Origin of the sequence: Luteolibacter sp. SL250 (assembly GCF_026625605.1) — a bacterium.
GTDB lineage: Bacteria > Verrucomicrobiota > Verrucomicrobiia > Verrucomicrobiales > Akkermansiaceae > Luteolibacter.
This window is the reverse complement of sequence record NZ_CP113054.1, coordinates 1762691-1789417: the sequence shown is the minus strand read 5'-3', so window position 1 is coordinate 1789417 and position 26727 is coordinate 1762691. Positions and strand designations below refer to the sequence as shown.

Below are 26727 nucleotides of genomic sequence, written 5' to 3'. Positions count from 1 at the left end.
AAATTGGGGAGGATCAGGGCTTCAGCACGACCTTGAGCAGGCCTTCGGTGTTCTTCGCCAGACGGGCGAACCAGTCGCCGCCTTCGGAAAGCGGGACGGACGCGCTGAGCAGCGGCTCGACGGAAATGGAGCCGTCCTCGATGCGCTGGATCGCCTCCGGATACTCACCGGCGCAGGCGCAGGAACCTTTGACGGAGATCTGGCGGGTCACCACATCCTGGAGCGGGAATGGCACGCTCGGCTGGAGGTTTCCGACGAGGACCGCGGTGCCGCCCTTGCGCAGGGAGCGGATGGCCAGGTCGATGGGAGCGGCCGCACCCACGACCTCGAAGGAAGTGGCCGCGCCGTCTCCGCCGCAGAGTTCCTTGATGGTGGCGGCGAGGTTTTCCTGCTTCGCGTTGAAAGCATGGCTGGCGCCGAGTTTTTTCGCAAGTTCCAGGCGGGAGTCGTCCAGATCCACGGCGATGACCTCCGCCCAGCCGCGTGCCTTCAGCGACTGGATGACCAGCAGGCCGATGAGGCCCGCGCCGACGACGACGGCAGGCTCATCCGTGATGGCCGGCGCCAGGTTCACCGCGTGCAGGGCGATGGCGACCGGCTCGGCGAAGGCGGCTTTCTCAAAGCTGAGGCTGTCCGGGATGCGGTGGAGGATGCGGGTCGGCAGCACGACTTTCTCCGCGAAGCAGCCGTGGCGGCGGTAGTCGCCGCAGGAAACGCCCAGCACCTTCCGGTTCGCGCACAGGTTGAAATTCCCCGCTCCGCACTCGGGACAATCGCCGCAGAACTCCGTGGAGTCCCAGGTGATGCGGTCGCCCACTTTCCAGTCGGTCACGCCCTCGCCCAGTTCCGACACAATGCCGGCGGACTCATGGCCCATCACGATCGGCGGGATGCGGCGGCCGCTGCGGCCGTCCATACCGTGGATGTCGCTGCCGCAGACCCCGCAGGCCTGGATGTCGATGAGCACCTCGCCGTTGCCGGGAGTGGGCGTCGGGAACTCGGTGAACTCGAAAGTCGATGGTGCGGTCAGAAGGAGAGCTTTCATGGGCGTGACGGAAGTCTGGAAGGGAGGGGACGGGAGGTCAAGAGGCCGTGGAAGAGGTTTCCAGCCGCCATTCTGCGCACATCCCCCCTTAGGTTCCTCCTCCCATCGGGCGATCATTGAAACTCAGCCGGCCGCCCCGGAGTCGCCCAGTTCCCGCTCCGCATAGAAGATCACGAAGATGCAGGAGACGAACGATAGCACGAAGGGAATCACAGCCAACAGCACACCTGGAGGACCGGGAATACTCCAAGGGCCAATGAGTATGGTGATGCTGCCAACCCCGGAAAGAGCGACCCTGAGAAATGGGTCAAATTCATACACGAAGCCCGCCGCATTGACCACTCCAGCCACCGCCGCTGTGATTCTGACAGCCGGTTTCGACATGAAAATCCCCACCACGGCGAGCAGTAGAAAGGCATCCAATACACCCCGGGTGACAGTGATCTTCGCCACGGGAAAAATATAGCCCAACACACTGACGACCGTAAGATAGACCAAACTGGATTTTGCGATCATCAAGCTCAGGTGCTTCATACCGTCAAACTTCATCACACGCATAAGAGACTGCACAAGCAACCAGTGGACTCCCTTTCATTTCCCGTTTCCATCCCGACCCATCCGCGCTACGCTACCCGCGATTCTCCAATGCCGCTCCTCGACGTACGCCACCTCACCACCCGGTTCCACACGCGCAACGGCATCGTCCATGCGGTGGAGGATGTTTCCTTCACCGTGGAGAAGGGACAGACGCTCGGCATCGTGGGTGAGTCCGGGTCGGGGAAAAGCGTCACCTGCTACTCGCTGCTGGGCCTCATCCCGCAGCCTCCGGGGCGCATCCACTCCGGCGAGGCGATCTTTGACAAGACGGACCTGCTGAAGGCGTCCGAGGACCAGCTCCGCAAGATCCGCGGCAAGCGCATCTCGATGATCTTCCAGGACCCGATGACCTCGCTGAATCCCTTCATGAAGATCAGCGCGCAGCTCACGGAGCCGCTGGCGCTGCATGAGAATCTCACGGGAAAGCCCGCGCTGCACCGGGCGATCCAGGCGCTGGAGGAAGTTGGCATCCCGAATGCGGAGGAACGCATCCATTCCTACCCGCACGAATTTTCCGGCGGCATGCGCCAGCGCGTGATGATCGCCATGGCCCTCATCACCCGGCCGGAACTCCTCATCTGCGATGAGCCGACGACCGCGCTGGACGTCACCGTGCAGAAGCAGGTGCTGGACCTCATCCGCGACCGCCAGCGGAAGCTGGGCACCGCCGTGGTCTTCATCACGCACGACCTCGCCGTGGTGTCCGAAATGTGCGACCACATCAATGTGATGTATGCCGGACGCATCGTTGAAACCGCGCCGAAGGACGAGCTTTTCCGCAACCCGCTGCATGCCTACACGCGCTCCCTGCTGAAATCCATCCCCGCCGCGCAGCCGAAGGGCGAGCCGCTCTACACCATCCCCGGCCTGCCTCCGGACATGAGCAACCCGCCCGCCGGTTGTTCCTTCCAGCCGCGCAACCGCATCGGGAATCCCGACCTGTGCCTGAAGACCGTCCCGCCGCTCAGCGAGATCACCGCCGGACACTACGCCCAGGACTGCCCCGGGTGTCTGGCGAAGTGAAGACTGGAGACGCTCCGCCGCATGACCCCCGGCTACATCTACCTTCGCATCCACGGGGACTTCGACGTGGACCGGTTCACCGCTTCCGTGCCCCTCCGGCCCGACGAGGCCGCCAACAAGGATTCCTTCAATCCCGAGCGACGCCTCCCACGGTGCTCATACGTGAGTTATGGCACAGCGGAAAGCACCGGCACCTATGTGGACGTCTACAAGCTGTCCGAAGACCTCGTTGACCTGCTCTCCCCCCATGCCGGGCACCTGGCTGCCGCGATGAAGGAACACCAGGCGGAAGCCACCCTCCAGATGGTGCTGTATGTCCCGACCGATGAAGAGACTCCAATGGCCGCGCTCGGTTTCTCAACGCGCGTGATCCAGTTCCTGAACTCGATCAACGCGTCGATCGACGTCGACTCCTACCTTGAATGATGGGAGCCGCGGGATCTTCCCCGTCACCGCACCCCGAAGGCTTCCTTCGAATCAAGGAACGCCTTCATCGTGAAGCCACCGATGATGGTGCCAATGGGGAAGCAGAGCAGCAGCAACCCATTCGAGATGATTCCCAGATAAAATCCCCACCGTCTCCGCAGCAGCACGCCGATCGGAGGGATGATCATGAACATAATGTCCAGCCCTAACAAGAGAAAGAACGGTTCCAGAGCCCCGACATCCCCGGCGACCAATCGGAACAGCAGGAGCATGCCGAAAAGCGAGCCCGGAACGAGGACCAGCCACGCCATAATCCTGACCCAGTAGTAGGCTGAGGGGATGTTTCCACCGGAACGCGAGCGACGCCGACGACGCACCTCCCGGACCCGCGACTCCTCCAGAGGTTGCGGGAACTGAGGTGAAACTCGCTGCGGCTTCCATTTCAGGTCTTCAGGCATCGTCCGCACATAACATGACATATGACGCGGAATGTCATGCCATATCCGCGGAAGCCACCTTCCCCCTTACGGCTCACCCAGAAACCGCATCCTCACCTCCGACCAATTCCCCACACGCGGATACCTGTCCTCCTTCGCGTTGTGCGGGGCGTCGAACAGGATCCCCTGCCCCGCGAAGCGTTCGAAGTGGCGCGGGGAGTCATCGATGAGGAAGTCCGCGTGGATGATGCTCTTGTCCCCGCAGAAGACGATGTTGTGGTCCGGGAAAAAAGGCAGGTGCTCCTTGATCCATCCATACTTCTCCGTGAAAGAGTGCGGATACTCCATCGCCGCGGTGGCGATGAAGACCTCATGGTGTTCCAGCAGGTCACGGATGGTTTCCGCGGCCCCTTCCATCACGGGGATCTCCCGGAAGAAGCCGGGAATGAAAAGCTGGGCGCGCACCGCTTCCCGGCGCTCCTCGCTGATGGCGTCGTAGATATCCACTCCGTGGAGGGACTCCCGCAGCAACTCCTCACCGAACTCCGTGCGGTAGATGGCCAGCCGCTTCGCCAGCGTGTCCGCCATCACTTCATCCATATCAATCGCGATGCGCTGTCGTTTCATGGGAAAAGAAGCTCAGTTGAAGACGGGCTGCAGCGTGGGGTCCAGGTGGCGGGCGTAGGCGTCGCGGATATCGACCTCACGGCCACGGTGCGGATCGAGCGGCGGCAGCGCGTCGATGTCGAAGAACCCGACGCCGAGGCTTTCATGGCTGGTCGTCGGCTCACCGCCGATGAGGTCGCAGAGGAAGAAGATCTTGTAGATGGCATTCGCATTCGGCGCGTAGCCCGCGCGTTCCTTGTCGATGACGGAAACGATGCGGGTCGCCTTCACGATGTAGCCGCTTTCCTCCCGGCATTCCTTTTCCGCATTCTCCGCCGGGGAGATGTTCACATCCGCCCAGCCGCCCGGCAGCGTCCATAGACCGGTGGCCGCCTCCTTGATGAGCAGGATCTCACTGCCGCGGAACACCACCGCCCGCACATCCACCTTCGGCGTGTCGTAACCGATCTCGTCCGGCCATTTGAAATCCGGCGAGTAGTCCGGCAGCGCCAGCAACTCCCCCGCCATCTCCCGCAGCCGCACGAACCGCTCCCGGTCATACGGATCCTTCGAGTAGGTGATCCCCGCCTGGCCGATGGCCGCCAACTCCCGTGCGAATTCCAACAGATTACTCACTGGAAGAGAGTAAGGAGGGTGGACACTCCTGTCCACCGTCGGCATTGGCGAATCAGGAAAGACTCACCACCAAGACGCCAGGGGCGCCAAGAAAAGAAATGAATCTCTTTAAGATTCGCTGGATTCGCAAAATTCGCGGTCCGCTTTCTTTCTTTCCTGAAAAGTGAACACTGAAAACCTCTCCTTCTTACTTAGCCAATGCCGCCGGAGGACAAGAGTGTCCTCCCTCCTTACTCCTTCATGTAGCGGTATCGCCACGGGTGGTAGCCCTCGCGGATGAGGCGTGACTTGAGGATGCCGCAGGCATTCACCCGCCAGAAGGGCTTCGGCCCCGCTTCATAGCCGACGATTTCAGTGCGGTCATCGCTCCATTTTTCGAAAAGTATCACGTGACCCTCCTTCAGCAGGATGTCACCGGTCCGCAGCTCATCCCACGACTGCAGCGGTGCGCAGATGGAGGGAAGCTCCCGGGTGGAGTAGGGCCGCGGCAGCATCCAGCAACGGGAGACGAATCCGGAGCAGTCGATCCCCACGCTTTCCGCGCTCACCACCGCGTCTCCGTGCTCCCGTTTCCATTTGGTCGCCACGTCACCGGCTTTCTTTCCGTCCTCCAGCCCCTTGAGGAAGGATTCCGGAGTGTCGAATCCGCCCCACTTGTAGGGCATGCTCCTCGCCGGTTTTCCCGGCACCCACCATCCGCCGCGCTCGCCGTGATGGATCAGGGAGGTGTCCGGCGTGTCCACGCGGATGCCCCTGGAGTCTTTGCCATGCCGCACGTGGTGGGCTTCCGGCTGCCACTCGAGCTGCTTGTAGAGGAGGGCGATCTCCATCGCCTTTCCGGGGGTGGCTTTCGGCGCGCATGAGAGAAGGAGGAAAGGCAGGACAACAGGAACGAGAAAACGGAGCATCAGGAGCGGGGGGATCTTGTTGGCCGGACTCTAACGGCTCCCCCTCCGATGGCAGGCACTATTTTCCGCCGATCCGCTTATCCCGCTTTTCGCGCATCCAGAGAATGGCAACCACCAGCCCGATCAGACCTCCCATGTAGCCCGCATTGTGGATATAGCCCACATGGGTGAACGCCCTGACATCCTCCACGCCCAGCTCCGCGCACATCTCCACCCACCGCGCACCGGTTCCATCCTGGATCAGCCCGAGGAGCCAGCCGAAGGCTCCCGCCGCTGCGGCTGCGGCGAAAACCAACAAAAAGCCCTGGCCGACCTTCCTCCATGCCACTCCCGCCGGCCATGCCGGAACGGCGATGCGCCCGAGGAACCAGCCTGCGAAAAACCCGACCCACCAGGTGGCGAGAAAGCCGATCTCCGCGACGAAGATCCGTTCATGCAAGCCGAAGTCCGCCGCACGGAACTGGTCGAACTTGAAGCGGGTGAAATACTCCGGGGAGATGGTGTAGGTGATCTGGTCATGGAGGATGCCATAGCACCCGCTCACCAGCGCACCCGCGACAGCCATCTTCGCCATCAGCCAGGCTTGGCGCGGTTGGATCTTCGGAAGTAGCAGCGTGATCATACCGGCAGTAGGATCATCATATCACGGAAGCCACCGGGCCCACGACACTTTCCCGTTTTTCCTGGAGGAGCTGCCGGGTGTAGAGCCCGTGGTAGTGGCCCTTCGCCGCCATCAGTTCCCGGTGGCTGCCGCTTTCCATGATGCGTCCTTTCTCGATCACCAGGATACGGTCCGCCCCACGGATGGTGGACAGACGGTGGGCGATGACGAAGCTGATGCGTCCGTGGAAGATGGCCTCCAATCCCTGCTGGATCAGCCGCTCCGTTTCGGTATCGATCGAGGACGTCGCCTCATCCATGATGAAGATCTGCGGATCCGCCAGCAGCGCGCGGGCGAAGGAGATGAGCTGCTTCTGCCCGGTGGAAAGGCGGTTGCCGCCCTCCCCCACGTCCGTGTCATAGCCGTGCTCCAGCGCGCGGATGAAGGCGTCCGCATTCACCTTTCCGGCCGCCTCCTCCACCTCCCGGTCGGACGCGGACGGCCTTCCGTAGCGGATGTTCTCCCGCACCGTCCCGCTGAACAGGTGCGGACTCTGGAGGACGATGCCGAGGTTCGAGTGATACCACGCGAGCGACCGCTCCCGCAGGTCGATGCCGTCCACGGTGATGTGTCCGCCCGTCGGCTCATAGAAGCGTGCGGCGAGGTTGACGATGGTGCTCTTTCCACCACCGCTCGCGCCCACCAGGGCGATGGTCTGCCCGGCTTCCACCACCAGGTCAAAGCCATCCAGCACCTGCTCCCCGGTCTCATAGGAAAACGCAACTTTCTCGAAAGCGATCCTGCCGATGCCGGCGGGATGACCGTCCGGTGCCATGCCGGGCGGACGGCTCTGCGGATCGCTCCATTTCTCCAGCCGTGCCTTCACATCATCGCTGTCGCGGATGCCGGGCACCGTGGCCAGCAGGCTGAGCACGCGCTCCCCCGCCGCCTGCGCGCCCTGCATGTTCACCAGCGTCTGCGCGATCTGGTTGATGGGGTTGAAGAACTGTCCGGCATACGTGATGAAAGCCACCAGCGTGCCCAGCGTCAGCGTTCCCGCCATGACATGGGAGCCACCGCGCCACAGGGCGATGCCCGCCGCCACGCTGCCCAGCGTGAGCACGATGGGGATATACACCGCGGACTGCAGCGCATTGCGGATGGACACCTCATACATGGCCGTGGACTGGACCTGGAACTCGGCGGCGTTCTCCCGCTCCCGCACCAGCGACTTGCTGGTCCGCAGGCCTTGCAGGGACTCCGCGAAGGAGGCGGTGACGAGGGAGTTGTATTTCCGCGTCTCGCGGGAGCTCAGCAGCAGCTTCTTCTGGAACACGGCGCTGATGACCACCAGCGGCGGCACCACGGACAGCACCAGCAGGCCCAGCACCGGATGCAGGACCAGCAGCACCACGGCGATGAGCAGCACCAGGCAGAACGCCCACAGCAGATCCAGCGTGCCCCAGGAAATGATCCGCGCGAGCTTGTCACAGTCGGACGTCAGGCGGGAGATGAGCCAACCCGTCGGCCGGTGGTCGAAGTACGCCAACTCCAGTTCCTGCAGCCGCTGGAACGCCTCCTTGCGGATGTCATGGCTCATGTTGTTCGACAGGCCGCCGGCGGAGTTGATGAAAAGCCACACTCCTCCGGCCAGCGCCACCGCCAGCACACCATACGCCACCGCGGGCAGCCGCAGGGACACGATGCCACCACCCGCCACCACGGAGTCCACCGCCCAGCGGGTGACGAGCGCGAAGCTCGCGTCGCAGATGGCGATGAGGATGGCGGAGACCGCCAGCGGCACCAGCAGCCTGCGGTGCGGCAGCGCGTGGCGGAACAGCCGGCCCCACAGCCGCAGGTCGAGCCTGGAGCTGAACACATCTTCCTGGGGTTCGTCTTTCATGGTGTGGAATGGGTCGCGCCGTCCGGCGCCGTTTCTTCTTCGGTGGAGGTCTGGATCTCCCACAGCCTGCGGTAGAGGCCGTCTTCCGCCAGCAGTTCCGCGTGGGTCCCCTGCTGGATGATGCGTCCGTCCGTAAGGACGATGACGCGGTCCGCGTGCATGAGGGTGGAAAGCCGGTGGGCGATGACCAGCGTGGTCTTCCGCCCGTGGCGGCCGCGCAGCGCGTCGAGAATGGTGGCCTCCGTCTCCGCGTCCACGGCGCTCAGTGCGTCGTCCAGCAACAGCACCGGAGCATCCCGCACGAGGGCGCGCGCCAGCGCCACCCGCTGCCGCTGGCCGCCGGAGAGGGTCACGCCCCGCTCACCGACCAGCGTCGAGTAGCTGTCGGAAAATCCGGAGATGGTGTCATGGATGTCCGCAAGTCTGGCCGCCTGCCGGATGTCATCGTCACCCGCGCTGCTCCTGCCGAAGCGGATGTTCTCGCCGATGGTCTTCGAGTAGAGGAACGGTTCCTGCATCACCACGCCGAACTGGGAGCGCAGCCACTGGCGTTCCAGCCCGCTGACATCCCGCCCGTCGAAGGTGATGGTTCCGGACTCCGGATCATACAGCCGCAGCAGCAGGTGGAAGAGCGTGGACTTCCCGGAGCCGGACGGCCCCACGATAGCCAGCGTCTCCCCTGGTTCCACCGTGAAGGAAATGCCATTCACCGCGGCGGACTCCCCGCCGTGGGCGAAGACGATATCCGTCGCCTGGATGCGGCCCGACACCGGTCCCGCGGGCTTTCCATCGCCTGCGGGCTTCGACTCCTCCGGCACGGAAAGGATTTCCCCCATCCGGTTCAGCGCCACCACCGACTTGCCGAGGTCCGTCAGCGTCCGGCCCATCTGCCGCACCGGCCACAGCAGCATGTTGAGGAACATGATGAAGGTGAACAGCGTGCCCACGGAAAGAGTGCCCTGTGAAATGAACCACGCGCCCGCGAACAGCGCCAGGCCCTGCTGGATGAGCACGACCAGATCGGAGATGGACCAGTACCACGCCATCAGCTTCAGCAGGCGCAGGCTGCGGTCGCGGTAGTCCGCGTTCGGCACGGCGAACTTCGCGACCTCGAACTCCTGCCGGGCGAAGGCACGCACCACCCGCAGCCCGGTCAGGTTCTCCTGCACCGTCTTCGTCACCACGCCCTCCGCCTCCGCCATCTCCCGGAACAGGTGCTTCACCCGGCCGACGTAGAAGTAGCCGAACAGGACGATGGGCCCTACCAGGGCGAAGGAAATGAGCGTCATCCGCCCGTCCAGCATCACCATCACCGGCACGGCGGTCAGCAGCAGCAGCAGCGCGTTGCTGATGTCCACCACCTGCATGGACAGGGCCATCCGCAGCGTCTCCACATCGGACGTGCAGCGCTGGATGAGGTCGCCCGTCTCCGCGCGGTCATGGTAGGATACCGGCAGCCGCTGCAGGTGGTCGTAGAGCCGGTCCTTCAATCGGCGGGCGATGCCATCGGACGCCTCCGCGGCGAAGCGGCCCTTCAGGTAGCTGAACGCACCCGCGCAGACCGTCAGCGCCACCATGACCAGCGCGGGCAGCCACAACCGCCCGGACACGAACTCCGGCCCGCCGAGCAGATGGATGACCCGGCTGCCCAGGCCCCCGTCAGGAGTCTTTCCGGAAAGGGCGAAGTCGATGGTCGCGCCACCCACCAGCGGCGTCATGTAGTTGATGACCGTGAAGACAAACAACGCCGCGATCGCCTTCGCATAGCGTCCGCGGAAGCCGTGCATGAACTTCCACAACAGGGCGGCGGCGCGCCTGCCTTCGTTGGGAGGGGTCGTTGGTGGAGGTGAGGTCATGGGATGAGACTGGAAAAACAAAAACCCGCTCGGGGGAGAGCGGGCCGGTCCAGACAATCATCAGACACTCAGCTCGCTTCTTTCGATTCCGGCGAGCCTGGGAGGAAACACGTCCTGCCTGTCAGACAACGCCCGCACCTGGGAACCAGATGCCTCGGTTGAGATGATAGCGGAAGGATTTCATAACGCGGGAAATCCGCAAACCAGCGGATGGAGGAAACGCCTAACATCCCCGGCCGGGGGACGGCAAGGGAATTTACGGAATGGCGTAGCGAAGCTCGTGAGAGATTCGGCGGGGTGGATCCACCCAGCAAGATCGCTCCGGTTCCCAAAAGGACTTTCCCAATCCGGAGCGAAGCTCGCAAGAGGCGTAGCGAAGCTCGTGAGAGCTTCGGCGGGGTGGATCCACCACCTGCCAAACGGCCTCAGTTCCCAAAGGAATTCCCCCCAACCGGAGGTCTCACGACTTCCGCTACTCCACGATACTAATGCTCAGGGCTTCTTCTCTTCCTTCTTCTCCGCAGCGCCGTCCTTCTTCGCGGGGACGAAGACGAGGCCGCCACCGTTGATGCAGTAGCGCTTGTCGGTGGGGGTGTTGAATCCCTCACCCTCAAAGACGTGGCCGAGGTGGCCGTCGCACTTCGCGCAGACGACCTCAACCCGGATCATGCCGTGGGAGATGTCCTTTTTCGTCTTCACGTTCTGCGCCTTGGCCGGGTCATAGAAGGACGGCCAGCCGCAGTTGGAGTCGAATTTTTCCTTGGAGGAGAAAAGCAGCGCGCCGCAACCGGCACAGTGGTAGGAGCCCTCGCCCTGGTGCTTGAACTCCTTGTAAACCGCGCCGTTGGCGGCTTCCGTCCCGGCCTGGCGGAGGATGCGGTACTGCTCCGGAGTCAGTTCCTTCTTCCACTCCTCATCAGTCTTCTCGACCTTGCCGGTGGGTTCAGCGGGAGCTTCCTTGCTCGTTTCCATAACTGGTTCTTTCGCGTTGCAGGACAGGATCGCAAGCGAGAAAATCAGGGCGGTGAGTCTGCGGGCGGATTTCATGGATTGAACGGGGTTTCCCTTAAGAGACACCTTATTACGTCCTCTTCCAGAAAATCCTTCCGGATCCGCGGAAATCACGCGAACTGCTCCGCGGCGACCGCCTTGGTGAAGTCGCGGTTCATCCGCGCGATGTGGTCCACGCTGATCTCCTTCGGGCAGGCGGCCTCGCACTCGTATTGGTTGGTGCAGTTGCCGAAGCCTTCGGAGTCCATCTGGCGGACCATGGCCAGCACGCGCTTGTCGCGCTCTGGCTGGCCCTGCGGCAGGTGGCCCAGGTGGGACACCTTCGCGGAGACGAAAAGCATGGCGGACGCATTCTTGCAGGCGGCCACACAAGCACCGCAGCCGATGCACGCGGCGGCGTCGAACGCAGAGTCCGCGTCCGGCTTCGGGATCGGCAGGGAGTTCGCGTCCACGGCGGAGCCGGTCCGGACATCCACATAACCACCGGAGGCGATGATCCGGTCGAAGGCGCTGCGGTCCACGATCAGGTCGCGGATGACCGGGAAAGGATTCGCACGGAACGGCTCGATCCAGATGGTGTCGTTGTCCGCGAACTTCCGCATGTGGAGTTGGCAGGTGGTCACCGCCTTGTCCTTGCCGTGCGGGATGCCGTTGATGGTCAGGGAACACGCGCCGCAGATGCCTTCGCGGCAGTCGTGGTCGAAATGGATCGGCTCGCCCCCGTCCTCGATGATCCGCTCGTTGACGATGTCCAGCATCTCGAGGAAAGACGCCTCGGACGGGATGTTTTTCGCTTCGTAGGTCTCAATTTTACCCTGTGCCTGCGGACCCGGCTGGCGCCAAACTTTGAGCGTGAGATTCATGGGGAATGCTATGCGTTTCCGGACCTTCGTTTCGTAAAACGGCGGGTCCGCTCTGCGGTTCCAACGTAAGCACCTTTCCCCCCGCGACTAGGACAAAAATCATTTTCATGGGATGAAAAACTCAGTCGCATCCCCTGTTGAAACCCGTTCTCAACGGCGTGAAAAAATCTGGAAAATTACCTTAAAAATGTCTTGACCCAAATCCGGATCCATGATTATTTCCCGCCGTCGCGCGACACCAGCAGGCGGCCCGATTGAGCATCCCTTTGGGTTTTTGGGTTTTTCCCGGGGATAATCGATCGGGCCGCTTCATTTTTACAAGGTCGCATGGTTTCCCCTGATTTCGGGATTCACCGCCACACCTCCCTTTCCTAGGCTCGGTGCATGAAGATCGCCATCCTGGCATCCCACGGAGGCTCCAACATGCAGGCGGTGCTGGACGCCATCGCATGCGGCAGGCTCGGCATGGAGCCGTCCATCATCATCTCCAACAACCGGAAGGCATACGCGCTCGAACGTGCGGCTGCCGCCGGCATCCCCCACCGCGTCCTGAATGGAACCACCCACCCGGAACCGGCGGACCTTGACCAAGCCATCCTCGCGGCCCTGCGGGAATCCGGGACCGACATCGTGCTGTTGGCCGGCTATATGAAAAAGCTCGGCCCCGCGACCCTTTCCCACTTCGACGGTCGCATCGTGAACATCCACCCTTCCCTGCTGCCGAAGTTCGGCGGCCAGGGGATGTATGGCAGCCGCGTGCACGAAGCGGTGCTCGCGTCCAGTGAGACGGAAACCGGCGTGACCATCCATCTGGTGGACGGTGCCTATGACGAAGGCCGCATCCTCGCGCAGACCCCGGTGCCCGTGCTCCCGGAAGACACCGTGGAGACACTGGCCGCACGGGTGCTGGAGCGGGAGCACCGGTTTCTGGTGGAAACGCTGGTCCGGGTCTCCAAGGGAGAGATCCCGCTCTGATAAAAACTGGAATCGCCTCCACCACCACTCCCGGCTTCAAGGAGATTCAGGCCATCGCCTGGCGTATCATTTTCAGCAAAATGAGCAGGACGACCAATAGGAACCATGATGAAGCAATGACCATCCGCCGCTTCAGTCCCACGGCCATGCGATCAGCATCAATATCATGAGATGCCATTTGTCTGAGCACCTCCATTTCCCTCCGCATCATGAAGACATCCCACATGCTGAAAAGCTTCCGGAATTCTTCGCGTTCGATCTTCAGTCCACACTTCTCCAGGAAAGGACATACCACTGAAGAACGATAGAAAGCGAGATCAAGCATGGTGATCCAGAAGCAGGAACCCACCACAACGACTATCAGGAATATGGTTATGGGCAAAAGATCCATGGTTCGATGAGCGGGGAAAGAAGCACAGTTACCTACCTGAATACCCAAGCTGTCTTTCACGCCCGCAGTGCATCCTTCAGTCTCAGTTTCTCAGCTGCCTTCATCCGGAGTTCTTCCATTTTCTGCCTGACCGCCTTCACCGCCAATCCTACCCAGCACACCGCGGCAAGCCCCAGAGAGACCCACGGCGTGAGCCAGCCGAACCGGGTGTAGGGCGTCAGGCGGTCCGACTTCCCGATGACCGATGTCACCGTCCCCTGCTCCATCGCACCCAGTCTGGCGCGGACCCTTCCGGATGGATCGATGGCTTGGGAAACACCTGAAGTGGCGGAGGAAAAGATCCACCGGTGGTTCTCCGCGGCACGGATGCGGAAAAGCTCCGCGTGCTGATCATGCTGGTTACGCCTCCACGACATGGCATCCATCACCGGTGCGGCGATGAACTGTGCCCCGGAGGCGGTCATTTTCCGGATCACGCCTTCATAATCGCAGTCGAAGCAGATGGGAGTCCCTACCCGGCCATGGGTGGTGGTGACCGCCTTCGCCTCCGTGCCCGGCTTTCCATCCGCGAACATGTGGACGGTGTGGATCTTGTTGTGCTCCCCCAGCGCGCCGGAGGCATCCAGGGTGAGCGCGATGTTTCGCCATACCTCGGAATACTTCTCCCGGGACTGAGTGCCCAAGGTCAGGGTGATGTCCCGCTCCTTGCAAAGGTCCAGCAGTTGCCGCCACTCCTGTTCATTCTGGCGGACGTCATACGGCAGCGCGTATTCCGGCCAGACCACATAGCGGATCTCCGGCGGCAGCGCGCGAGTGGCCTCGGCATACTTGTCCAAGGTCGTGTTCTCCAACTGGATGGCGGCGATGGGGAGATCAACATGGGGTTTGTCGATCGGCCTACCCACCCATGCGGCCACATACACGACCACCCCCGCGACCACGGCTCCATACACCGCACGGAACCTCCACGGAACCGCGAGAAAAAACACCACCAGCATGCCCACCCCATAAACGCCGATCCATGGCAGCAGCGCGTTCGGCCCCACGGCCAGCCCCACTGTCATCCATGGGAACTTCAGCGGGAAAAGCTCCGCGCGGATGAACTCCCAGCCCGCCCAGTTCAATGCGGTGAAGACCGTGAATCTCCATCCCGTAAGGTGCCGGGCCAGCCCCTGCATGTGCGCGAACAACGCGGGGAACGCCGCCAGCACGATCCATAGGACGATGGCCGTCGGCCCGAACAGATTCCACAACCACGACAGGCTCAGGCTGAACGCCGTCATCCCGAAGATGAATCCCAACGCGCGGGCACGGCTCCCATGCACACCCCGCAGGGAATGGATGAACCCGAAGACGGAAGGCACGATGAGCCATCTCCAACCGACCGGCGGAAAGGCCCCGGCGTAGGCCGCACCGCAGAGGACGGCCGTGAGGCAGCGGAGGGGGAAGGAATACGACGTCGTGTTCATGCGGTATCAGACAGGGTGGAGGACCACGCACCTCCGCGTCGAGATCAAGTTTCGCTCCTACAGTTTGGGGATTGTCTTACATGTGCGCTCCCCGGGTGGGGTGGCAGGGACCGCATTGCGGCATAGCCGCTATGTCCGCTTCGCTTCCATTCCATGCGGTCAGGCGGAGGCAATGTCTTTCACCCCGACAGTCGGTTTCCAATGTCTTTCCCTCGGAAGAATCGCAGGGATCATCAGGAAAATCGGAATCGTGGGATGATGAACATCCACCCTGCCGGACGGTTTGGAAAACCGTCCCTGCCGAAGACCGGATCCCTGCCCCTGGAATCTCCCAAAAAAGAGGCCGGAAGGAAATCCCCCCGGCCTCTCTTGGATGATGGTGGCAGGATCAAGCCTGCGGAGCCTTCTCGGCGGCGGGCGCCGTTTTCGGGTCCTTGTAGGTGGACTGAACGTACACCTCGCGCAGTTGCTTGAAGTCGATCTGGCAGGGGCTGCTGGCCATGAGGTCCGCGCCCTTGTTGTTTTTCGGGAAGGCGATCACCTCACGGATGCTGTCCTCACCGGCGACGAGCATGGCGATGCGGTCGAGGCCGAGGGCCAGACCACCGTGCGGAGGCGCGCCGAAGCGGAAGGCATCCAGGATGTGGCCGAACTTGATCTGCTGTTCCTCCGCATCCACGCCGAGAACGGTGAACATCTTCGCCTGCAGGTCCTTTTCATGGATCCGGATGGAACCACCGCCGAGTTCGTAGCCGTTCAGCACGACGTCATAGGCCACGGCGCGGACGTCCGCATACTCACCGGCTTCCAGCTTGGCGATGTCATCCGGGTTCGGGCGGGTGAACGGGTGGTGCACGGCGACCCAGTGGCCGCTCTCCTCGTCGTGGGCGAGCAGCGGGAAATCAACCACCCACAGGAAGTTGTAGGCGGTGGAGTCCTTCACCAGGCCCATCATGTCCGCGATCTCCACGCGGACGCGGCCGAGGATGGTGCTGACGCTCTCGCGCTTGCCCGCTGCGAAGAAGACGATGTCCCCTTCCGCGAGGCCCAGCTTCGCGACGACGGCTTCCTTTTCGGAGTCCGTGAAGATCTTCCAGAGGGGGCTCTTGTATTCGCCGTTCTCCAGCTTGATGAACGCCAGGTTCTTCACCGGCAGGCCCGCCTGCACGGCGATCTCGTTGAGGCGGTTCATCTGGCCGGTGGTGATGCCGGCGAAGCCCTTCGCATTGATGGCGCGGACCACGCCGCCGCCGTCGATGATGCTGCGGAAGATCTTGAACTCGGTCGCGGCGAAGACGTCGCCCAGGTCCGTGATCTTCATGTCATAGCGGGTGTCCGGCTTGTCGGAACCATAGATGTCCTCCGCGTCGCGGTAGGTCATGCGCGGGAACGGGGTCGGCACGTCGATGCCGAGGCCGGCCTTGAACATGGAAACCAGCAGGCCTTCCACCAGCTTGATGATGTCTTCCTGGCCGACGAAGCTGGCCTCGATGTCGATCTGGGTGAACTCCGGCTGGCGGTCCGCGCGCAGATCCTCGTCACGGAAGCAGCGGGCTATCTGGAAATACTTCTCCAGGCCTGCGACCATCATGAGCTGCTTGTACTGCTGGGGAGCCTGCGGCAGCGCGTAGAAGCGGCCCGGGTTCAGGCGGGATGGAACGAGGAAGTCCCGCGCACCTTCCGGCGTCGGGTTGGAAAGGATCGGCGTCTCCACCTCGAAGAATCCGCTCTCGTCGAGGTAGCGGCGGGCGGCAGAGGTGATGACGGCACGCTGACGGATGTTCTTGCTCATGCGCGGGCGGCGCAGGTCGAGGTAGCGGTACTTCATCCGCAGGTCCTCGTTGGACAACTCCTTGTCGAGCTGGAACGGCAGGACCTCCGCCTTGTTCACGATGTTGAGCGTCTCCGCGACGATCTCGATGGTGCCGGTGGCGAGCTTCGAGTTGGTGGTGTCCACCTCGTCCGTCTTGAGGCGGGCCTCCACCTTGCCGGAAATCTGGACCACATCCTCCACGCGGAGCGTGTGGGACACATCGGCGGCTTCCTTGGAGACTTCCGAGCGGAAGACGCACTGGGTCACCCCCTCGCGGTCCCGGAGGTCGATGAAGATCACCCCGCCTTGGTCACGGGCCGAATTGACCCAACCGATCAGGGTAACGGTTTTACCGATGTCGGATTCACGGAGTTCGTTGCAATGATGTGTGCGCATTTGGAGAGAGGTTTGTTAAACGACGGATGGCCGTGGTTGAAAATTCTTCAAGCCAGCAACGGACCGTCCGGCTGGTGCATCAGGGAGGTGATCCATTCGACGGCGTTTTCGGCGCTGCCGGTGGCTTCGGTGCGGCTGGAGAGAATCTTGGCTTTCAGCTCGGGATATTCGGAACCGACGACGACGGCGAAGCGCGCACCGGCTTTCTCGGCGTTCTGGAACTGCTTGCCGACCTTGACGTTCCCGGCCAGGGCGTAGTCGGCGGAGATGCCCGCGCGGCGCAGGTCGGTGAGGAGCTTCAGGCTTTCGCCGCGCTTGGTTTCATCCGCGACGACGACATAGACGTCGCACCCGGCGGCGTTGCGCTGCAGCCAGACTTCCATCTGCATGTTCGCGTGCGGGGTTTCCTCGATGAGGTTGCGGATCACATAGTCACCCATCGCGAAGCCGGTCGCGGGGAGATCCACCGCACCTTCGGAAATGGTGGCGATCAGCGTGTCATAGCGGCCACCACCGGCGACGGCGCGCATGGATTTCCTGGAGTCGAACACCTCGAACACCACGCCTGTATAATAAGCAAGACCGCGGACAATGGAGAGGTCCAGCTCCACGAAGTCACCCAGGCCGCGCGCGGTCAGGTCCGCCTTGATGGCGGCGTAGGCGGCGGAAGCGTTCTCCGGGTTCGCGATGAAGGCTTTCACCTCCTCCGGGGTGAGGGAAAAAACAGCGAGCTTCTGTGCCAGCACATCCGGCTTCTCCCGCTCGATCTTGTCGATGATGCCGAGGAAGTCCGGAATGCTCTCTCCGGCGATACCCTTCGCGGTCGCGTAGTCGATCCACGCCTGGCGGTCGGAGACACGGACGACGAAGTCACCCTCCACGAAACCGAAGGCCAGCATCGACTCGATCGCCAGTGAGATCAGCTCCGCGTCCGCCGCAGGTCCGGCTTCGCCGAAGATGTCCACGTTGAACTGGTGGAACTCGCGGCCGCGGCCTTTCTGCGGCTTCTCATAGCGGAAGCACTGGCCGATCTCGAACCACTTGAGCGGCTTCGGGAAATTCCGCTGGTGTTCCGCGATGAGGCGGGCCAGCGAGGCGGTCACCTCCGGACGGAGCGTGACGTCGCGGCCACCCTGGTCCTCGAAGCGGAAAAGCTGGGAGGAAAGTTCGCCGCCGGACTTTTTCAGATAAAGGCCGGTGTCCTCCAGGATGGGCGTCTCATACTCCACGTAACCACAGCGGCGTGCGACACCGCGCCAGGTTTCGAACAAATAGTTCCGGATGGCGCATTCACGGGGTGTGAAATCGCGGAATCCTGGAAGGGCTTGGAAAGCTAGTGCGGCCATGGGCGGGCGGCGAGGATGCACGCCGGAACCGGCATTTCAAGACGGATTCCGCGCCCCTCCCCTCACTCCAGCAGCCGTTTCTGGACCTCCGGGTCCGGCATTTCGCAGAATCCGCCCTTTTCGGAGAACCAGTAGCGGTGGTCCGCGAACCACTGGTAGGCGGCGTCCCGGATGAAACGGGGGACGAATTTCACCGGTGTCAGGAGCCGCCACCAGCCCCCCAGGACACGGGTCAGCTCGATGAGGGCCTCGCTGCGTTGGAAAATTTTTCCGTCGGACTCCCGCATCAGGACCATGGTTCCGCCCTGTTTCGCCGCGTTTCCGCCGAACCCTTGTTCCGCCGCCAGCTTCCCCTGCAGCGGGGCGAATTTCAGCCGCTTGTGGGTATCCAGCTTCACCGCCCGGCGCACGGAGGCGGAACAAAACGCGCAATCGCCATCGAAGAACAGCACCCAGCCCATGGACATGACGTTAGCATGGACCCGCCTGGGATGGAATTATTTCGACACGAATCCGCTGATTTCCGAGTATCCGGGATATGAAAAAACTCATTCTCTCCATCCTCGCCATGACAGCCGCCCTCTCCTCCGCCGGTGATTTCCGCCACATCGTCCTATTCCAGTTCAAATCCACCGCCACGCCGGAGCAGGTGAAGGAGATCGAGACTGAGTTCGCGAAGCTCCCCAGCCAGATCGACGTCATCAAGGACTTCGAGTGCGGAAAGATGGACAATGCCGAGGTGGGCATGAACGACGGCCTCACCCACGCCTTCCTGGTCACCTTCAAGGACAAGGCGGACCTGGAGAAATACCTGCCCCACGCCGCCCACCAGGCCTTCGTCGCCAAGGTGAAGCCGCTGCTGGAGAAGGCGCTGGTCTTCGACTACACGGCGAAGGAGAAATGATGCCATGAGCGCTCTTTCCCGCCGAAAAACATCAGCCTGGATCTGCGCGGCCTGCATGACCGCCGTGTGGATGTTGAAGGGCGGTGGCTTGGTGGAAAACTTGGTCATCGGCCTGATCGGCGGCGTAGCCATGGGCATCACGCTGTCCGTGAACCGGACCGCGCCTCCCGTGCTGCTCACCCTCTCCTTGTGTGGGATTCTGTTTTCCATCCTGCTCATCCTGGCAGCGAGCAACCGCCCGGCCTGGGCCTTCGCGGGATATGCCGCCGCAGGAGTGGTGTTTTTCATCTCTCAGTGGGCCTACATCAGATCGTTCCGCATTTCCGGAACGGACCCGGCCGGGATTGATCCTTCTCAAGATCCCGGGGAGCCGCTCTAGTTCCCCGCGATGACCGACCGCATCCAGGACCTGCCCAGCGGCGAACGCCCGCGCGAGAAACTTTCCCGCCTGGGCCCCGCCTCGTTGGACAATGCGGAGCTGATGGCCCTGTTCATCTCCACCGGGACGAAGGGTCGCAGCGCCATCACCATCGGCCGAGATCTGCTGAGGAAGTACGGGTCCATGAGCGCTCTGGGTGCCCTGCCGGTCACCGAGCTGGCGAAAGAAAAGGGCATGGGCATCGCCAAGGCGTCGAAACTGGCGGCGGCGTTCGAGCTGGGTGCCCGCGTGGCCCGGGAACAGATCGACCAGGAAACGCTGGACGCCCCGGAGACCATCCACCGCTTTTTCGCCCCCCAGATGGCCCACCTGGCGCACGAACAGGTGGTCGTGGCGGTGCTGGACACCCGGAACCGCCACATCGGCACGACGGTCATTTCCATGGGCGGGGTGAATGAGGCCAGCGCCCACCCGCGGGAGATCCTGCGCCCCGTCATCACCCGCGCGGGATACAGCTTCGTCCTCATCCACAACCACCCGTCCGGGGATCCCTGCCCCAGCCGGGCGGACGAGATGATCACCCGCCGGATCGCCGAGGCTGCGGAACTGATGCAGATCAACTTCCTCGACCACATCATCATCGGAAAACCCTCTCCCGGCAGGCGGCCCTACTTTTCCTTTCGCGAATGCGGCATCATCCGCTAAATTGCGGCCTCCGGCAAAATGTGGCGCTGGCATTTCATCCGTAATCTCCGAACGGCGCTATTCATCGCCGCAGCCCTGTCGTTGGTTGCCGTCGGGACCATCATCTGGTGGGCGAACCGCACCGGCCTGCCGGAAACCTGGCGCGCGACGATCGAGGAGGAATGCGGAAAGCAGGGCACCTTCCTCACCATTGATTCACTCTCCTACATCCCGTTCAAAGGGATCATCGCCAGCGGCGTCCGGGTCTTTTCCGACAAGGAGAAGCGGCTGGAGGTCTCCCAGCTCGAACGGATCGTCCTGGATTTCAACAAGGCCGAGCTGATCCGGAAGAAATTCCGCCTCACCAAGGTCGAGCTGAGCGACGCCCGGCTCAGCATGCCGCTGGACCCGCGGAATCCGGATTCCACCCGGCTGGAAATCACCGACCTCAACGGCACCGTGCTCATGCCCGGTGGACGGCTGCTTGAGGCACGGGACGTCCGCGGAAAGATCGCCGGCATCGACGTGATCTTCGGCGCGCGCATGCTGGGCTACCAACAGAAGGAAGGGGAACACAAGGAGGACCCCAACGAGGCCAAGCGCCGGGAAGTCGCGGCGCGCTTCATCCGCGAACTGGAGAAATGGACCTTCGACGAGAAGCGGCCTCCGGTGCTGAGGATCTTCGCGGAAGGAGACCTTTCGGACAAGTCCACCTTGAACGCCCGCATCAGCCTCCAGGCGCGGGAAATGGAGAAAAACGGCCACGTGCTCGACCAGATCAACACACGGGCGACCCTGATCGGGAATTTGCTCACCCTGACCTCCCTCCATGCGGTGGATGAACGCGGGGAACTGGAGGCGCGCGTGGACTACGACATCCATTCCGGGGAGGGCCGTTTCGAAATGACATCCGGTCTGGAGATCCCCGGCCTCCTGAAATCCTGGGCGGACCTCCCCGCCATCCCGCAGATCACTTTCGGCGGCAGCCAGAAACTCGAGGCGGTGGGGAGCTTCAAGCTGCGGAAGGACGCCCCTCCGGACATCCGGGTGACAGGCAGCGCGGCATGCGAATCCGTGATGATGAAAGGCGTCGCCTTCGACACGGTGGGAACTTCCTTCTCGTGGCACGAAGGGAACCTTTACCTGCTGGACACCGTCCTCACCCGGAAAGACGGAGTGGCCACGGGAAAGGCCCTCATCCAGGGTCCCATCGTCCAGATGGCCCTCAGGTCCACCCTTCCCAGTGAGGTCTATCTGCCGTTCTTCACCGGCCAGCCGCTGGAGATCGTGATCAATGATTTCGGGAAACTGCCCGGGGCGAAGGTGGATATCGAGCTGGAAGGCGGATTCGATACCCGTGAAAGGAAATCCTGGGCCTACACCGGCCGCGGACAGGTGGACAATGTCACCTTCAAGGGTGTGCCGGTGGCGATGGCGAAGTGTTCGTTCGACCTCAGTCACCACGCCTTGGACTTCTACGACGGCACCGTGGTCTTCAACTACGACAACTATGGCCTCCGGAATGCCTACGGCGGTCCCAGCCGGGGCACCACCAAGGTCGGACGCGTCCGCTACGACCCGGCCCCGCGGCACGTGGAGATCGAAGGAGTGGAGGGCACCATGTGGGCCGCGCCCCTGGTCCGCCTGTTCGCCCCCAAGATCGCGGACGATCTGGAGGCCTACCGGTTCCAATCCCCACCGAACCTGAAAGGATCCGGCATCGTCGATGTGACACCGCAGGGCCGCACCAACCTCACCGTCTCCTTCAGCTCCGAAAGGGCGGCGGATTACAAATTCCTGGGAGAGACCATCACCCTGTTCCAACCGCGGGGCCAGGTGCTGATCCTCGGGGATCAGGTGCTGGTGGATGACCTCACCTTCCGGGCGTTCGGCGGGCCGGTCAGTTCCCGGTTTGAATTCCACAAGGGCAAACTGGGCGGAGAAGTGAGCTGGACCAAGGTCGGCCTGCCCGAGGTGGCGTCCACCTATGGATTCCAGATGGAAGGCGGCGGGACCACCACGGGCCGGATCGAATTCGACTGCAGCAACGGAAAGATTGAGACGCTCAACGGCACGGGATTGCTGGGTCTTGAGAAGGCGGAACTCTTTTCCGTGCCGGTGTTCGGCCCCCTCTCCAAGCTGGTGGCCGCCGCGCTCGGTGACCGGAGGGCCGGCCATGAGCGGGCGAAGGACGCCTTCCTCAACTTCCAGATCCACAAAGGGGTGCTGAGCAGCCATGACTTCCGGACCAGCACCTCTTCCTTGGTCTTCACAGGAGACGGCAACATCGACCTGGCCACCCGCAACATCGACATGACCGTGCGGATGAACGCGCGCGGCTTCCTAGGTCTCATCACCCTGCCGCTTCGGCCGTTCTACGGCCTGTTCCAGTTCCACGGAACCGGACCGATGCGGGACGCGGACTGGAAGAGCGAATTGTTCACCTCCCCGCCGAAAGATCAGGAAGAAACGCTGCTCAATCCGCCGAAGGCACGCGCCGTCGAAGAACCCGCCCCCAGAGCGCTCCGGGTCAGATAAGCGCACCACGCTTTTCAACCGCCCGGCTCCAACCGGAAACGGGAAACCGGAAGGCCAGGATCCTTTCTGAGAACCACCTGCCCCTTCCCTGCATCCACGGCCAGGAAGAACCCCGGGAAATTCACCGCTTCCAGCCTCACGGCCCCGTCATCGAGGGGGACCACCTTGAACGTCGCGTCCTCGCGGAACAGCGGCGTCATCTGGTCCGGCCGCTCGTGGCAGTTCAGCACATATTTGATGTGCCGGAGATAGGAGCCTCTGCCCGGCGGATACTCAAAGGAAACGTGATCCGGATCCGACAGCCCGCAGACCATGCGGACCGTGTCCGCCTCCTGACTGGTCCGGGCGGGCCTTCCCTTGCTGAAGGAAAGACCCGTCTTCGCGTCATCCGCCAACCTCAACCGGACGGTCCTGCCATGATGGGGGTTCGTCACCTTGGTTGCCGATACCTTGCCGCCGTCCGCGAGTGAAAGTTCGAACGAATCCCAACCCGGGCCGAAGACCCCGGTATTGCCGGCGGCGGATATGCGGAAAGTGCGCGCGTCATCGCACGACCATCCACCCAGCTTCCTCCCGTCATCGGCGGTCGCATTTCCATCCATGCCGAACTCGATCCTGCTGCGGATGGAACCGCTGCCACCGGTCACTTTCCAAACCGATCCGGCAAGGAACGCTCTGAGATCCTCCGCCGTCCGGATCTCCGGCAGGCTGACAGAACCGGGGGAAGCGGCCATGCCTGCTCCGGTCCCGGATCCAGCCATGTCCTTGGAAAGCTCCCCCAGCAGACGTTCCCCGTCACGACGGATTTCCAAAGCTCCATCCACATCACCGGCTTTCACCAGCTCGCTCTCCTTCCCCGTGACCGCCTGTTTCACGCCTGCCAACAGTTTCGCCCGCTCCTTGTCCGTCTCCCTCCGCAGGTCCTCCCGTAGCTGGAGGTACTTCCCGCGGAGCCCGACCAGAGCGGTACCGGAATGTCCCGACGCCGTGCCATTCTCCGCAACCGCCTTCTTCTCCTCCCGCAAACCGACAATCCCGTCCAGATCCCCCTCCGCCGCCAGTTTCTTTTCAAGCAAGTCCAGTGCAGCCAGGTATTTCTTGGCAAGCTCCGCCTCTTTGAAAACCTCGTCCGTCTCCAGCTCCGCCATGGTTTTCCCCGCTGTCTCACGGAGAACCCCGACCACCGGATGTTCCTCCGCCCTGACATCCGCCGCCCACCAGCAGATGAACGACCATCCAACGACCAGATACCAGGTGGAACCCAAGCACATGGAAATCCGTATATGCCGGATCCAGGCCTGATTGCGAACCCTTTCTCATCTTTCCCGGCTTCCCGCCATCCGCCACGCGCCCGTGCCGTCCGCGGATGAACGTGCCATCCGCAATTGGCTAACAGGATGACGCGGCCCGGCAGGAATCATGAAGTCACTCCTTGCACCCCGGCACTTGCGGTGCCAACCTTGCGGAAGTTGACGCTTCAACCAAGTCATCGGTAATTCAACCTAACCACCCAAATGTCAGACTCATTCGCCACCCCTAACAACCTGGATCCGGAAGCAGGCTTCACCCAGGGTTCCCCATCGGTCGCGCAGGCCGCAAATGATCTCCGTGCCGCAGCCGGCGAGAAAGTCCGCGAACTGGCCAGCACCGCCTCCGCCCAGGCGAACGCCCTCAAGGAGAAGGCCGTCGAATCCGCCCACCAGTTCCGCGAGGTCGCCAGCGAGAAGGCCTCCCAATTCAAAACCACCGCAGCCGAAAAGGCGGAGGCCCTCAAACATGCCGCCTCCGAACGCGCCCACCAGTTCCGTGAAACCGCCACCGAGCAATGGCAGGATACCCGCGTGAAGGCGAAGGAACTCCATGTCACCGCAGAGGACTACATCCGCCAGAACCCCACCAAATCCGTCCTGGGTGCCCTTGGCGTCGGTTTCCTCATCGGCCTGATCCTCCGCCGCTGAGTCCTGTCCTCTCCTTCCACCCGTTGCCGTCCTCCACCGGGAGCGGCAGCGGGTTTTCTGATATGAATCATCCTACTGGCACGAATCCATCTTACCCGGCGGCCCCTTCGGGCGGCCCTTCCGTGCCGCCCAACTGGCGCACGGCGCTGGCGGACCTGGTGGGCTCGCGGATCGCACTGGTCCAGCTCGAGTTCCAGCAGGCCGCTGGTTCCGGGTTGAAACGGGGCATCCTGTTCGCGGCGGCGGCCATTCTCCTTCTGCTCGCCTGGATCGTCCTGGTGGCGGGCGGGATCGGTGCCATCTCCGCTTCCGCAGGCTGGCCCTGGTATTGGGTGACCCTATCCGCAGGCGGCATCCACCTGTTCATCGCCCTGATCCTGATCCTCATTGCCAGAAAGCCGGGACCCGCCACATTCGAGTTTACCCGTGCCGAATTCAAGAAAGACCGCGAATGGCTAGCGAACTTCCAATCTCCGAACAAATCCAACGACTGATCCGTACCAGCGCCGAGGCCCGCGGTGTCCTCGGCTCGGAGATCCGCACGCTCAAGCACAAGCTGGACGTCCCCTCCAGGGTGAAGGATTCCCTCCGCAGCCACCCCACCGGTTGGCTCGGCGGTTCCTTGGTCGCGGGCATGGCCACCAGCCTTCTTTTCCGCCGCAAGGCGAAGAAAGAGAAACTCCCGGCGAAGAAGAAAACCCTGCTGGGAGTGCTGTTCACCCTCGCCATCGCCGCGCTCCGTCCGTTCCTGAAAGTCTGGCTCACGGGCCAGTTGAAGAACTACATCGCCGCAAAATTCGCCGGAGATGAAATTCCTTCTCGCCCTCAGCGGCGTGTTACTCCTTTTTATAAATAAAACCCCATCCCATGTCCGACCATCAGGTTCTCGACCACGTTGACCAATACCTCCAGTTAGGGCGCGAATACCAGTGCTCCGATCTCCATCTGCCGACCGCCTACCCGCCCGCATGGCGGCGTTTCGGGCACCTGTCGCCGATCTGGTCGGACCATCCACCGCTGTCCGCGACCGATACCGAACGCCTCGCGCGATCCTTCCTCACGGATGACAAATGGGACCGCCTGCAGAGCCACGGGGACATCGACTTCGCCTATCAGAACGCCCAAGGCCGCTTCCGCGCCTCCGTGGTCAAGCAGCGCCTCGGCTATGACATGACTTTCCGGATCATCGACACCAACATCCGCTCGATCGAGGAGATCGGCCTGCCGCTGGAGAGCGTGGTCCCGCTCACCCGCTACCAGAACGGCATCGTCCTGGTGACCGGGGCCGTGGGCTCCGGGAAATCCACCACCCTCGCCGCGTTGGTTGACTTCATCAACAGGGACCGCGAGGACCACATCCTCACCCTGGAAGACCCGATCGAGTATGTCTTCGAGTCCAAGGGCTGCCAGGTGAACCAACGGGAAGTCCACACCCACACGGATTCCTTCGCGAAGGCGCTGCGTGGCGCGCTCCGGGAAGATCCGGACGTCATCATGGTCGGTGAAATGCGCGACCTGGAGACCATCCAGCTCGCCCTCACCGCCGCGGAAACCGGTCACCTTGTCCTTGGAACGCTCCACACCGGCAACGCGCCACGGACGCTGGACCGTGTGCTGGACGTGTTCCCCACGGACCAGCGGGACCAGATCCGCATCATGGTCTCGGAATCCCTGCGCGGCATCCTTTCCCAGCAGCTCGTCCCGCGCGTGGACGGAAACGGCCGGACTCTGGCCGTAGAGCTTCTGGTGAACACCCCCGCGGTCGCAAACTGCATCCGTGAGGGCAAGACCTTCATGCTCCCCGGCATCATGCAGACCGGCAAGCACGTCGGCATGGTCACCATGGACGAGTCCCTCCGCCGTCTGGTCACCGCAGGCGTCATCTCCCGCGAGGAGGCGATCTTCCGCTCCGAGGACAAGGCCCAGATGCATTCGTTCTTCAAATCCTGAAGCGCTCCTTCC

The 26727-nt window shown here is 62.6% G+C and carries 28 protein-coding genes; 11 read left to right on the top strand and 17 right to left on the bottom strand.

What is annotated here, in order from left to right; genetic code table 11:
• Positions 1 to 13: 13 nt before the first annotated feature.
• Positions 14 to 1045, bottom strand: a complete 1032-nt coding sequence (locus tag OVA24_RS07915) for a zinc-dependent alcohol dehydrogenase (RefSeq protein WP_267674661.1) — start codon at positions 1043 to 1045, stop codon at positions 14 to 16.
• Between the two features lie 123 nt (positions 1046 to 1168).
• Positions 1169 to 1579: a hypothetical protein gene (locus tag OVA24_RS07910; protein WP_267674660.1), complete on the bottom strand. Its 411-nt coding sequence runs from the start codon at positions 1577 to 1579 to the stop codon at positions 1169 to 1171.
• Positions 1580 to 1690: 111 nt separating this feature from the next.
• Here OVA24_RS07910 and OVA24_RS07905 point away from each other — a divergent pair, with 111 nt between their 5' ends.
• Entirely contained in the window at positions 1691 to 2665 is a 975-nt protein-coding gene (locus OVA24_RS07905) for an ABC transporter ATP-binding protein (RefSeq protein WP_267674659.1), read from the top strand.
• A gap of 21 nt (positions 2666 to 2686) precedes the next feature.
• Positions 2687 to 3091, top strand: a complete 405-nt coding sequence (locus OVA24_RS07900; RefSeq protein WP_267674658.1) for a DUF4279 domain-containing protein — start codon at positions 2687 to 2689, stop codon at positions 3089 to 3091.
• 23 nt (positions 3092 to 3114) lie between these two features.
• Here OVA24_RS07900 and OVA24_RS07895 read toward each other — a convergent pair whose 3' ends face one another.
• The 9 genes from OVA24_RS07895 to OVA24_RS07855 form a co-directional block, all read right to left on the bottom strand.
• Positions 3115 to 3279, bottom strand: a complete 165-nt coding sequence (locus OVA24_RS07895) for a hypothetical protein (RefSeq protein WP_267674657.1) — start codon at positions 3277 to 3279, stop codon at positions 3115 to 3117.
• A 336-nt stretch (positions 3280 to 3615) separates the two neighbouring features.
• Positions 3616 to 4155 carry a 5' nucleotidase, NT5C type gene (locus tag OVA24_RS07890; protein ID WP_267674656.1) on the bottom strand — a complete coding sequence of 180 codons (540 nt, stop codon included), beginning with the start codon at positions 4153 to 4155 and terminating at the stop codon, positions 3616 to 3618.
• Positions 4156 to 4167: 12 nt separating this feature from the next.
• Positions 4168 to 4770, bottom strand: a complete 603-nt coding sequence (locus tag OVA24_RS07885; RefSeq protein WP_267674655.1) for an NUDIX hydrolase — start codon at positions 4768 to 4770, stop codon at positions 4168 to 4170.
• A gap of 230 nt (positions 4771 to 5000) precedes the next feature.
• Positions 5001 to 5678, bottom strand: a complete 678-nt coding sequence (locus OVA24_RS07880) for an NlpC/P60 family protein (RefSeq protein ID WP_267674654.1) — start codon at positions 5676 to 5678, stop codon at positions 5001 to 5003.
• Between the two features lie 58 nt (positions 5679 to 5736).
• The gene (locus OVA24_RS07875) at positions 5737 to 6300 is read right to left on the bottom strand and encodes a hypothetical protein (RefSeq protein WP_267674653.1); all 564 of its coding nucleotides are present in this window, start codon (positions 6298 to 6300) and stop codon (positions 5737 to 5739) included.
• 16 nt (positions 6301 to 6316) lie between these two features.
• Positions 6317 to 8182 (bottom strand): ABC transporter ATP-binding protein, encoded by a 1866-nt coding sequence (locus OVA24_RS07870; protein ID WP_267674652.1) that lies wholly within the window; start codon positions 8180 to 8182, stop codon positions 6317 to 6319.
• Positions 8179 to 10038: an ABC transporter ATP-binding protein gene (locus OVA24_RS07865; RefSeq protein WP_267674651.1), complete on the bottom strand. Its 1860-nt coding sequence runs from the start codon at positions 10036 to 10038 to the stop codon at positions 8179 to 8181. Before OVA24_RS07865 ends, OVA24_RS07870 begins: the two co-directional genes overlap by 4 nt.
• 492 nt (positions 10039 to 10530) lie before the next feature.
• Positions 10531 to 11085: a peptide-methionine (R)-S-oxide reductase MsrB gene (gene msrB / locus OVA24_RS07860; RefSeq protein WP_267674650.1), complete on the bottom strand. Its 555-nt coding sequence runs from the start codon at positions 11083 to 11085 to the stop codon at positions 10531 to 10533.
• Between the two features lie 74 nt (positions 11086 to 11159).
• Complete coding sequence (locus tag OVA24_RS07855) at positions 11160 to 11912, bottom strand: succinate dehydrogenase/fumarate reductase iron-sulfur subunit (RefSeq protein ID WP_267674649.1); 753 nt, start codon at positions 11910 to 11912, stop codon at positions 11160 to 11162.
• A gap of 384 nt (positions 11913 to 12296) precedes the next feature.
• On the opposite strand from OVA24_RS07855, the gene purN reads away from it, so the two are divergent.
• Positions 12297 to 12887 (top strand): phosphoribosylglycinamide formyltransferase, encoded by a 591-nt coding sequence (gene purN, locus OVA24_RS07850; protein WP_267674648.1) that lies wholly within the window; start codon positions 12297 to 12299, stop codon positions 12885 to 12887.
• 46 nt (positions 12888 to 12933) lie between these two features.
• On the opposite strand, the gene OVA24_RS07845 is transcribed toward purN, so the two are convergent.
• The 5 genes from OVA24_RS07845 to OVA24_RS07825 all read right to left on the bottom strand — a co-directional run bounded on the left by OVA24_RS07845 (position 12934) and on the right by OVA24_RS07825 (position 18769).
• Positions 12934 to 13278, bottom strand: coding sequence for a hypothetical protein (locus OVA24_RS07845; protein ID WP_267674647.1), 345 nt, complete (start codon positions 13276 to 13278; stop codon positions 12934 to 12936).
• Between the two features lie 56 nt (positions 13279 to 13334).
• On the bottom strand, positions 13335 to 14747 hold the full coding sequence (locus tag OVA24_RS07840; protein WP_267674646.1) for an apolipoprotein N-acyltransferase: 1413 nt from the start codon (positions 14745 to 14747) through the stop codon (positions 13335 to 13337).
• 388 nt (positions 14748 to 15135) lie between these two features.
• A complete protein-coding gene (gene aspS / locus OVA24_RS07835; RefSeq protein WP_267674645.1) occupies positions 15136 to 16956 on the bottom strand; it encodes an aspartate--tRNA ligase in 1821 nt (606 codons plus the stop codon).
• Between the two features lie 47 nt (positions 16957 to 17003).
• Positions 17004 to 18302, bottom strand: a complete 1299-nt coding sequence (gene hisS / locus OVA24_RS07830; RefSeq protein WP_267674644.1) for a histidine--tRNA ligase — start codon at positions 18300 to 18302, stop codon at positions 17004 to 17006.
• A gap of 62 nt (positions 18303 to 18364) precedes the next feature.
• Positions 18365 to 18769, bottom strand: coding sequence for a thiol-disulfide oxidoreductase DCC family protein (locus OVA24_RS07825; RefSeq protein WP_267674643.1), 405 nt, complete (start codon positions 18767 to 18769; stop codon positions 18365 to 18367).
• Between the two features lie 71 nt (positions 18770 to 18840).
• Between OVA24_RS07825 and OVA24_RS07820 the strand changes: the two genes are divergently transcribed.
• Genes OVA24_RS07820 through OVA24_RS07805 form a run of 4 tightly spaced genes read left to right on the top strand, consistent with a single transcriptional unit; the run spans position 18841 to position 22807 of the window.
• Entirely contained in the window at positions 18841 to 19206 is a 366-nt protein-coding gene (locus OVA24_RS07820; RefSeq protein ID WP_267674642.1) for a Dabb family protein, read from the top strand.
• A gap of 4 nt (positions 19207 to 19210) precedes the next feature.
• On the top strand, positions 19211 to 19585 hold the full coding sequence (locus OVA24_RS07815) for a hypothetical protein (RefSeq protein WP_267674641.1): 375 nt from the start codon (positions 19211 to 19213) through the stop codon (positions 19583 to 19585).
• A 9-nt stretch (positions 19586 to 19594) separates the two neighbouring features.
• Positions 19595 to 20290, top strand: coding sequence for a RadC family protein (gene radC / locus OVA24_RS07810; RefSeq protein WP_267674640.1), 696 nt, complete (start codon positions 19595 to 19597; stop codon positions 20288 to 20290).
• Between the two features lie 18 nt (positions 20291 to 20308).
• On the top strand, positions 20309 to 22807 hold the full coding sequence (locus OVA24_RS07805) for an AsmA-like C-terminal region-containing protein (protein ID WP_267674639.1): 2499 nt from the start codon (positions 20309 to 20311) through the stop codon (positions 22805 to 22807).
• Positions 22808 to 22821: 14 nt separating this feature from the next.
• Here OVA24_RS07805 and OVA24_RS07800 read toward each other — a convergent pair whose 3' ends face one another.
• Positions 22822 to 24078: an AbfB domain-containing protein gene (locus OVA24_RS07800; RefSeq protein ID WP_267674638.1), complete on the bottom strand. Its 1257-nt coding sequence runs from the start codon at positions 24076 to 24078 to the stop codon at positions 22822 to 22824.
• 243 nt (positions 24079 to 24321) lie between these two features.
• Between OVA24_RS07800 and OVA24_RS07795 the strand changes: the two genes are divergently transcribed.
• From OVA24_RS07795 to OVA24_RS07780, 4 genes are all read left to right on the top strand, one after another.
• Positions 24322 to 24765: an ElaB/YgaM/YqjD family protein gene (locus OVA24_RS07795; protein ID WP_267674637.1), complete on the top strand. Its 444-nt coding sequence runs from the start codon at positions 24322 to 24324 to the stop codon at positions 24763 to 24765.
• A 122-nt stretch (positions 24766 to 24887) separates the two neighbouring features.
• The gene (locus OVA24_RS07790) at positions 24888 to 25259 is read left to right on the top strand and encodes a phage holin family protein (protein WP_267674636.1); all 372 of its coding nucleotides are present in this window, start codon (positions 24888 to 24890) and stop codon (positions 25257 to 25259) included.
• Positions 25217 to 25621, top strand: coding sequence for a hypothetical protein (locus OVA24_RS07785; protein WP_267674635.1), 405 nt, complete (start codon positions 25217 to 25219; stop codon positions 25619 to 25621). The genes OVA24_RS07790 and OVA24_RS07785 overlap by 43 nt, the downstream gene beginning before the upstream one ends.
• Before the next feature lie 11 nt (positions 25622 to 25632).
• A complete protein-coding gene (locus OVA24_RS07780; protein ID WP_267674634.1) occupies positions 25633 to 26715 on the top strand; it encodes a type IV pilus twitching motility protein PilT in 1083 nt (360 codons plus the stop codon).
• The last annotated feature ends 12 nt before the right edge of the window (positions 26716 to 26727 follow it).

Excerpts from the sequence above, each read along its gene's own strand:
- purN (WP_267674648.1), top strand. The coding sequence starts at position 12,297 with ATGAAGATCGCCATCCTGGCATCCCACGGAGGCTCCAACATGCAGGCG.
- OVA24_RS07800 (WP_267674638.1), bottom strand. The coding sequence starts at position 24,078 with ATGTGCTTGGGTTCCACCTGGTATCTGGTCGTTGGATGGTCGTTCATC.
- OVA24_RS07855 (WP_267674649.1), bottom strand. The coding sequence starts at position 11,912 with ATGAATCTCACGCTCAAAGTTTGGCGCCAGCCGGGTCCGCAGGCACAG.
- OVA24_RS07845 (WP_267674647.1), bottom strand. The coding sequence starts at position 13,278 with ATGGATCTTTTGCCCATAACCATATTCCTGATAGTCGTTGTGGTGGGT.
- msrB (WP_267674650.1), bottom strand. The coding sequence starts at position 11,085 with ATGAAATCCGCCCGCAGACTCACCGCCCTGATTTTCTCGCTTGCGATC.
- radC (WP_267674640.1), top strand. The coding sequence starts at position 19,595 with ATGACCGACCGCATCCAGGACCTGCCCAGCGGCGAACGCCCGCGCGAG.
- OVA24_RS07875 (WP_267674653.1), bottom strand. The coding sequence starts at position 6,300 with ATGATCACGCTGCTACTTCCGAAGATCCAACCGCGCCAAGCCTGGCTG.
- OVA24_RS07795 (WP_267674637.1), top strand. The coding sequence starts at position 24,322 with ATGTCAGACTCATTCGCCACCCCTAACAACCTGGATCCGGAAGCAGGC.
- OVA24_RS07785 (WP_267674635.1), top strand. The coding sequence starts at position 25,217 with ATGGCTAGCGAACTTCCAATCTCCGAACAAATCCAACGACTGATCCGT.
- OVA24_RS07895 (WP_267674657.1), bottom strand. The coding sequence starts at position 3,279 with ATGATCATCCCTCCGATCGGCGTGCTGCTGCGGAGACGGTGGGGATTT.
- OVA24_RS07910 (WP_267674660.1), bottom strand. The coding sequence starts at position 1,579 with ATGAAGCACCTGAGCTTGATGATCGCAAAATCCAGTTTGGTCTATCTT.
- OVA24_RS07880 (WP_267674654.1), bottom strand. The coding sequence starts at position 5,678 with ATGCTCCGTTTTCTCGTTCCTGTTGTCCTGCCTTTCCTCCTTCTCTCA.
- OVA24_RS07825 (WP_267674643.1), bottom strand. The coding sequence starts at position 18,769 with ATGTCCATGGGCTGGGTGCTGTTCTTCGATGGCGATTGCGCGTTTTGT.
- OVA24_RS07805 (WP_267674639.1), top strand. The coding sequence starts at position 20,309 with ATGTGGCGCTGGCATTTCATCCGTAATCTCCGAACGGCGCTATTCATC.
- hisS (WP_267674644.1), bottom strand. The coding sequence starts at position 18,302 with ATGGCCGCACTAGCTTTCCAAGCCCTTCCAGGATTCCGCGATTTCACA.
- OVA24_RS07820 (WP_267674642.1), top strand. The coding sequence starts at position 18,841 with ATGAAAAAACTCATTCTCTCCATCCTCGCCATGACAGCCGCCCTCTCC.
- OVA24_RS07870 (WP_267674652.1), bottom strand. The coding sequence starts at position 8,182 with ATGAAAGACGAACCCCAGGAAGATGTGTTCAGCTCCAGGCTCGACCTG.
- aspS (WP_267674645.1), bottom strand. The coding sequence starts at position 16,956 with ATGCGCACACATCATTGCAACGAACTCCGTGAATCCGACATCGGTAAA.
- OVA24_RS07815 (WP_267674641.1), top strand. The coding sequence starts at position 19,211 with ATGAGCGCTCTTTCCCGCCGAAAAACATCAGCCTGGATCTGCGCGGCC.
- OVA24_RS07915 (WP_267674661.1), bottom strand. The coding sequence starts at position 1,045 with ATGAAAGCTCTCCTTCTGACCGCACCATCGACTTTCGAGTTCACCGAG.
- OVA24_RS07900 (WP_267674658.1), top strand. The coding sequence starts at position 2,687 with ATGACCCCCGGCTACATCTACCTTCGCATCCACGGGGACTTCGACGTG.
- OVA24_RS07780 (WP_267674634.1), top strand. The coding sequence starts at position 25,633 with ATGTCCGACCATCAGGTTCTCGACCACGTTGACCAATACCTCCAGTTA.
- OVA24_RS07865 (WP_267674651.1), bottom strand. The coding sequence starts at position 10,038 with ATGACCTCACCTCCACCAACGACCCCTCCCAACGAAGGCAGGCGCGCC.
- OVA24_RS07890 (WP_267674656.1), bottom strand. The coding sequence starts at position 4,155 with ATGAAACGACAGCGCATCGCGATTGATATGGATGAAGTGATGGCGGAC.
- OVA24_RS07840 (WP_267674646.1), bottom strand. The coding sequence starts at position 14,747 with ATGAACACGACGTCGTATTCCTTCCCCCTCCGCTGCCTCACGGCCGTC.
- OVA24_RS07905 (WP_267674659.1), top strand. The coding sequence starts at position 1,691 with ATGCCGCTCCTCGACGTACGCCACCTCACCACCCGGTTCCACACGCGC.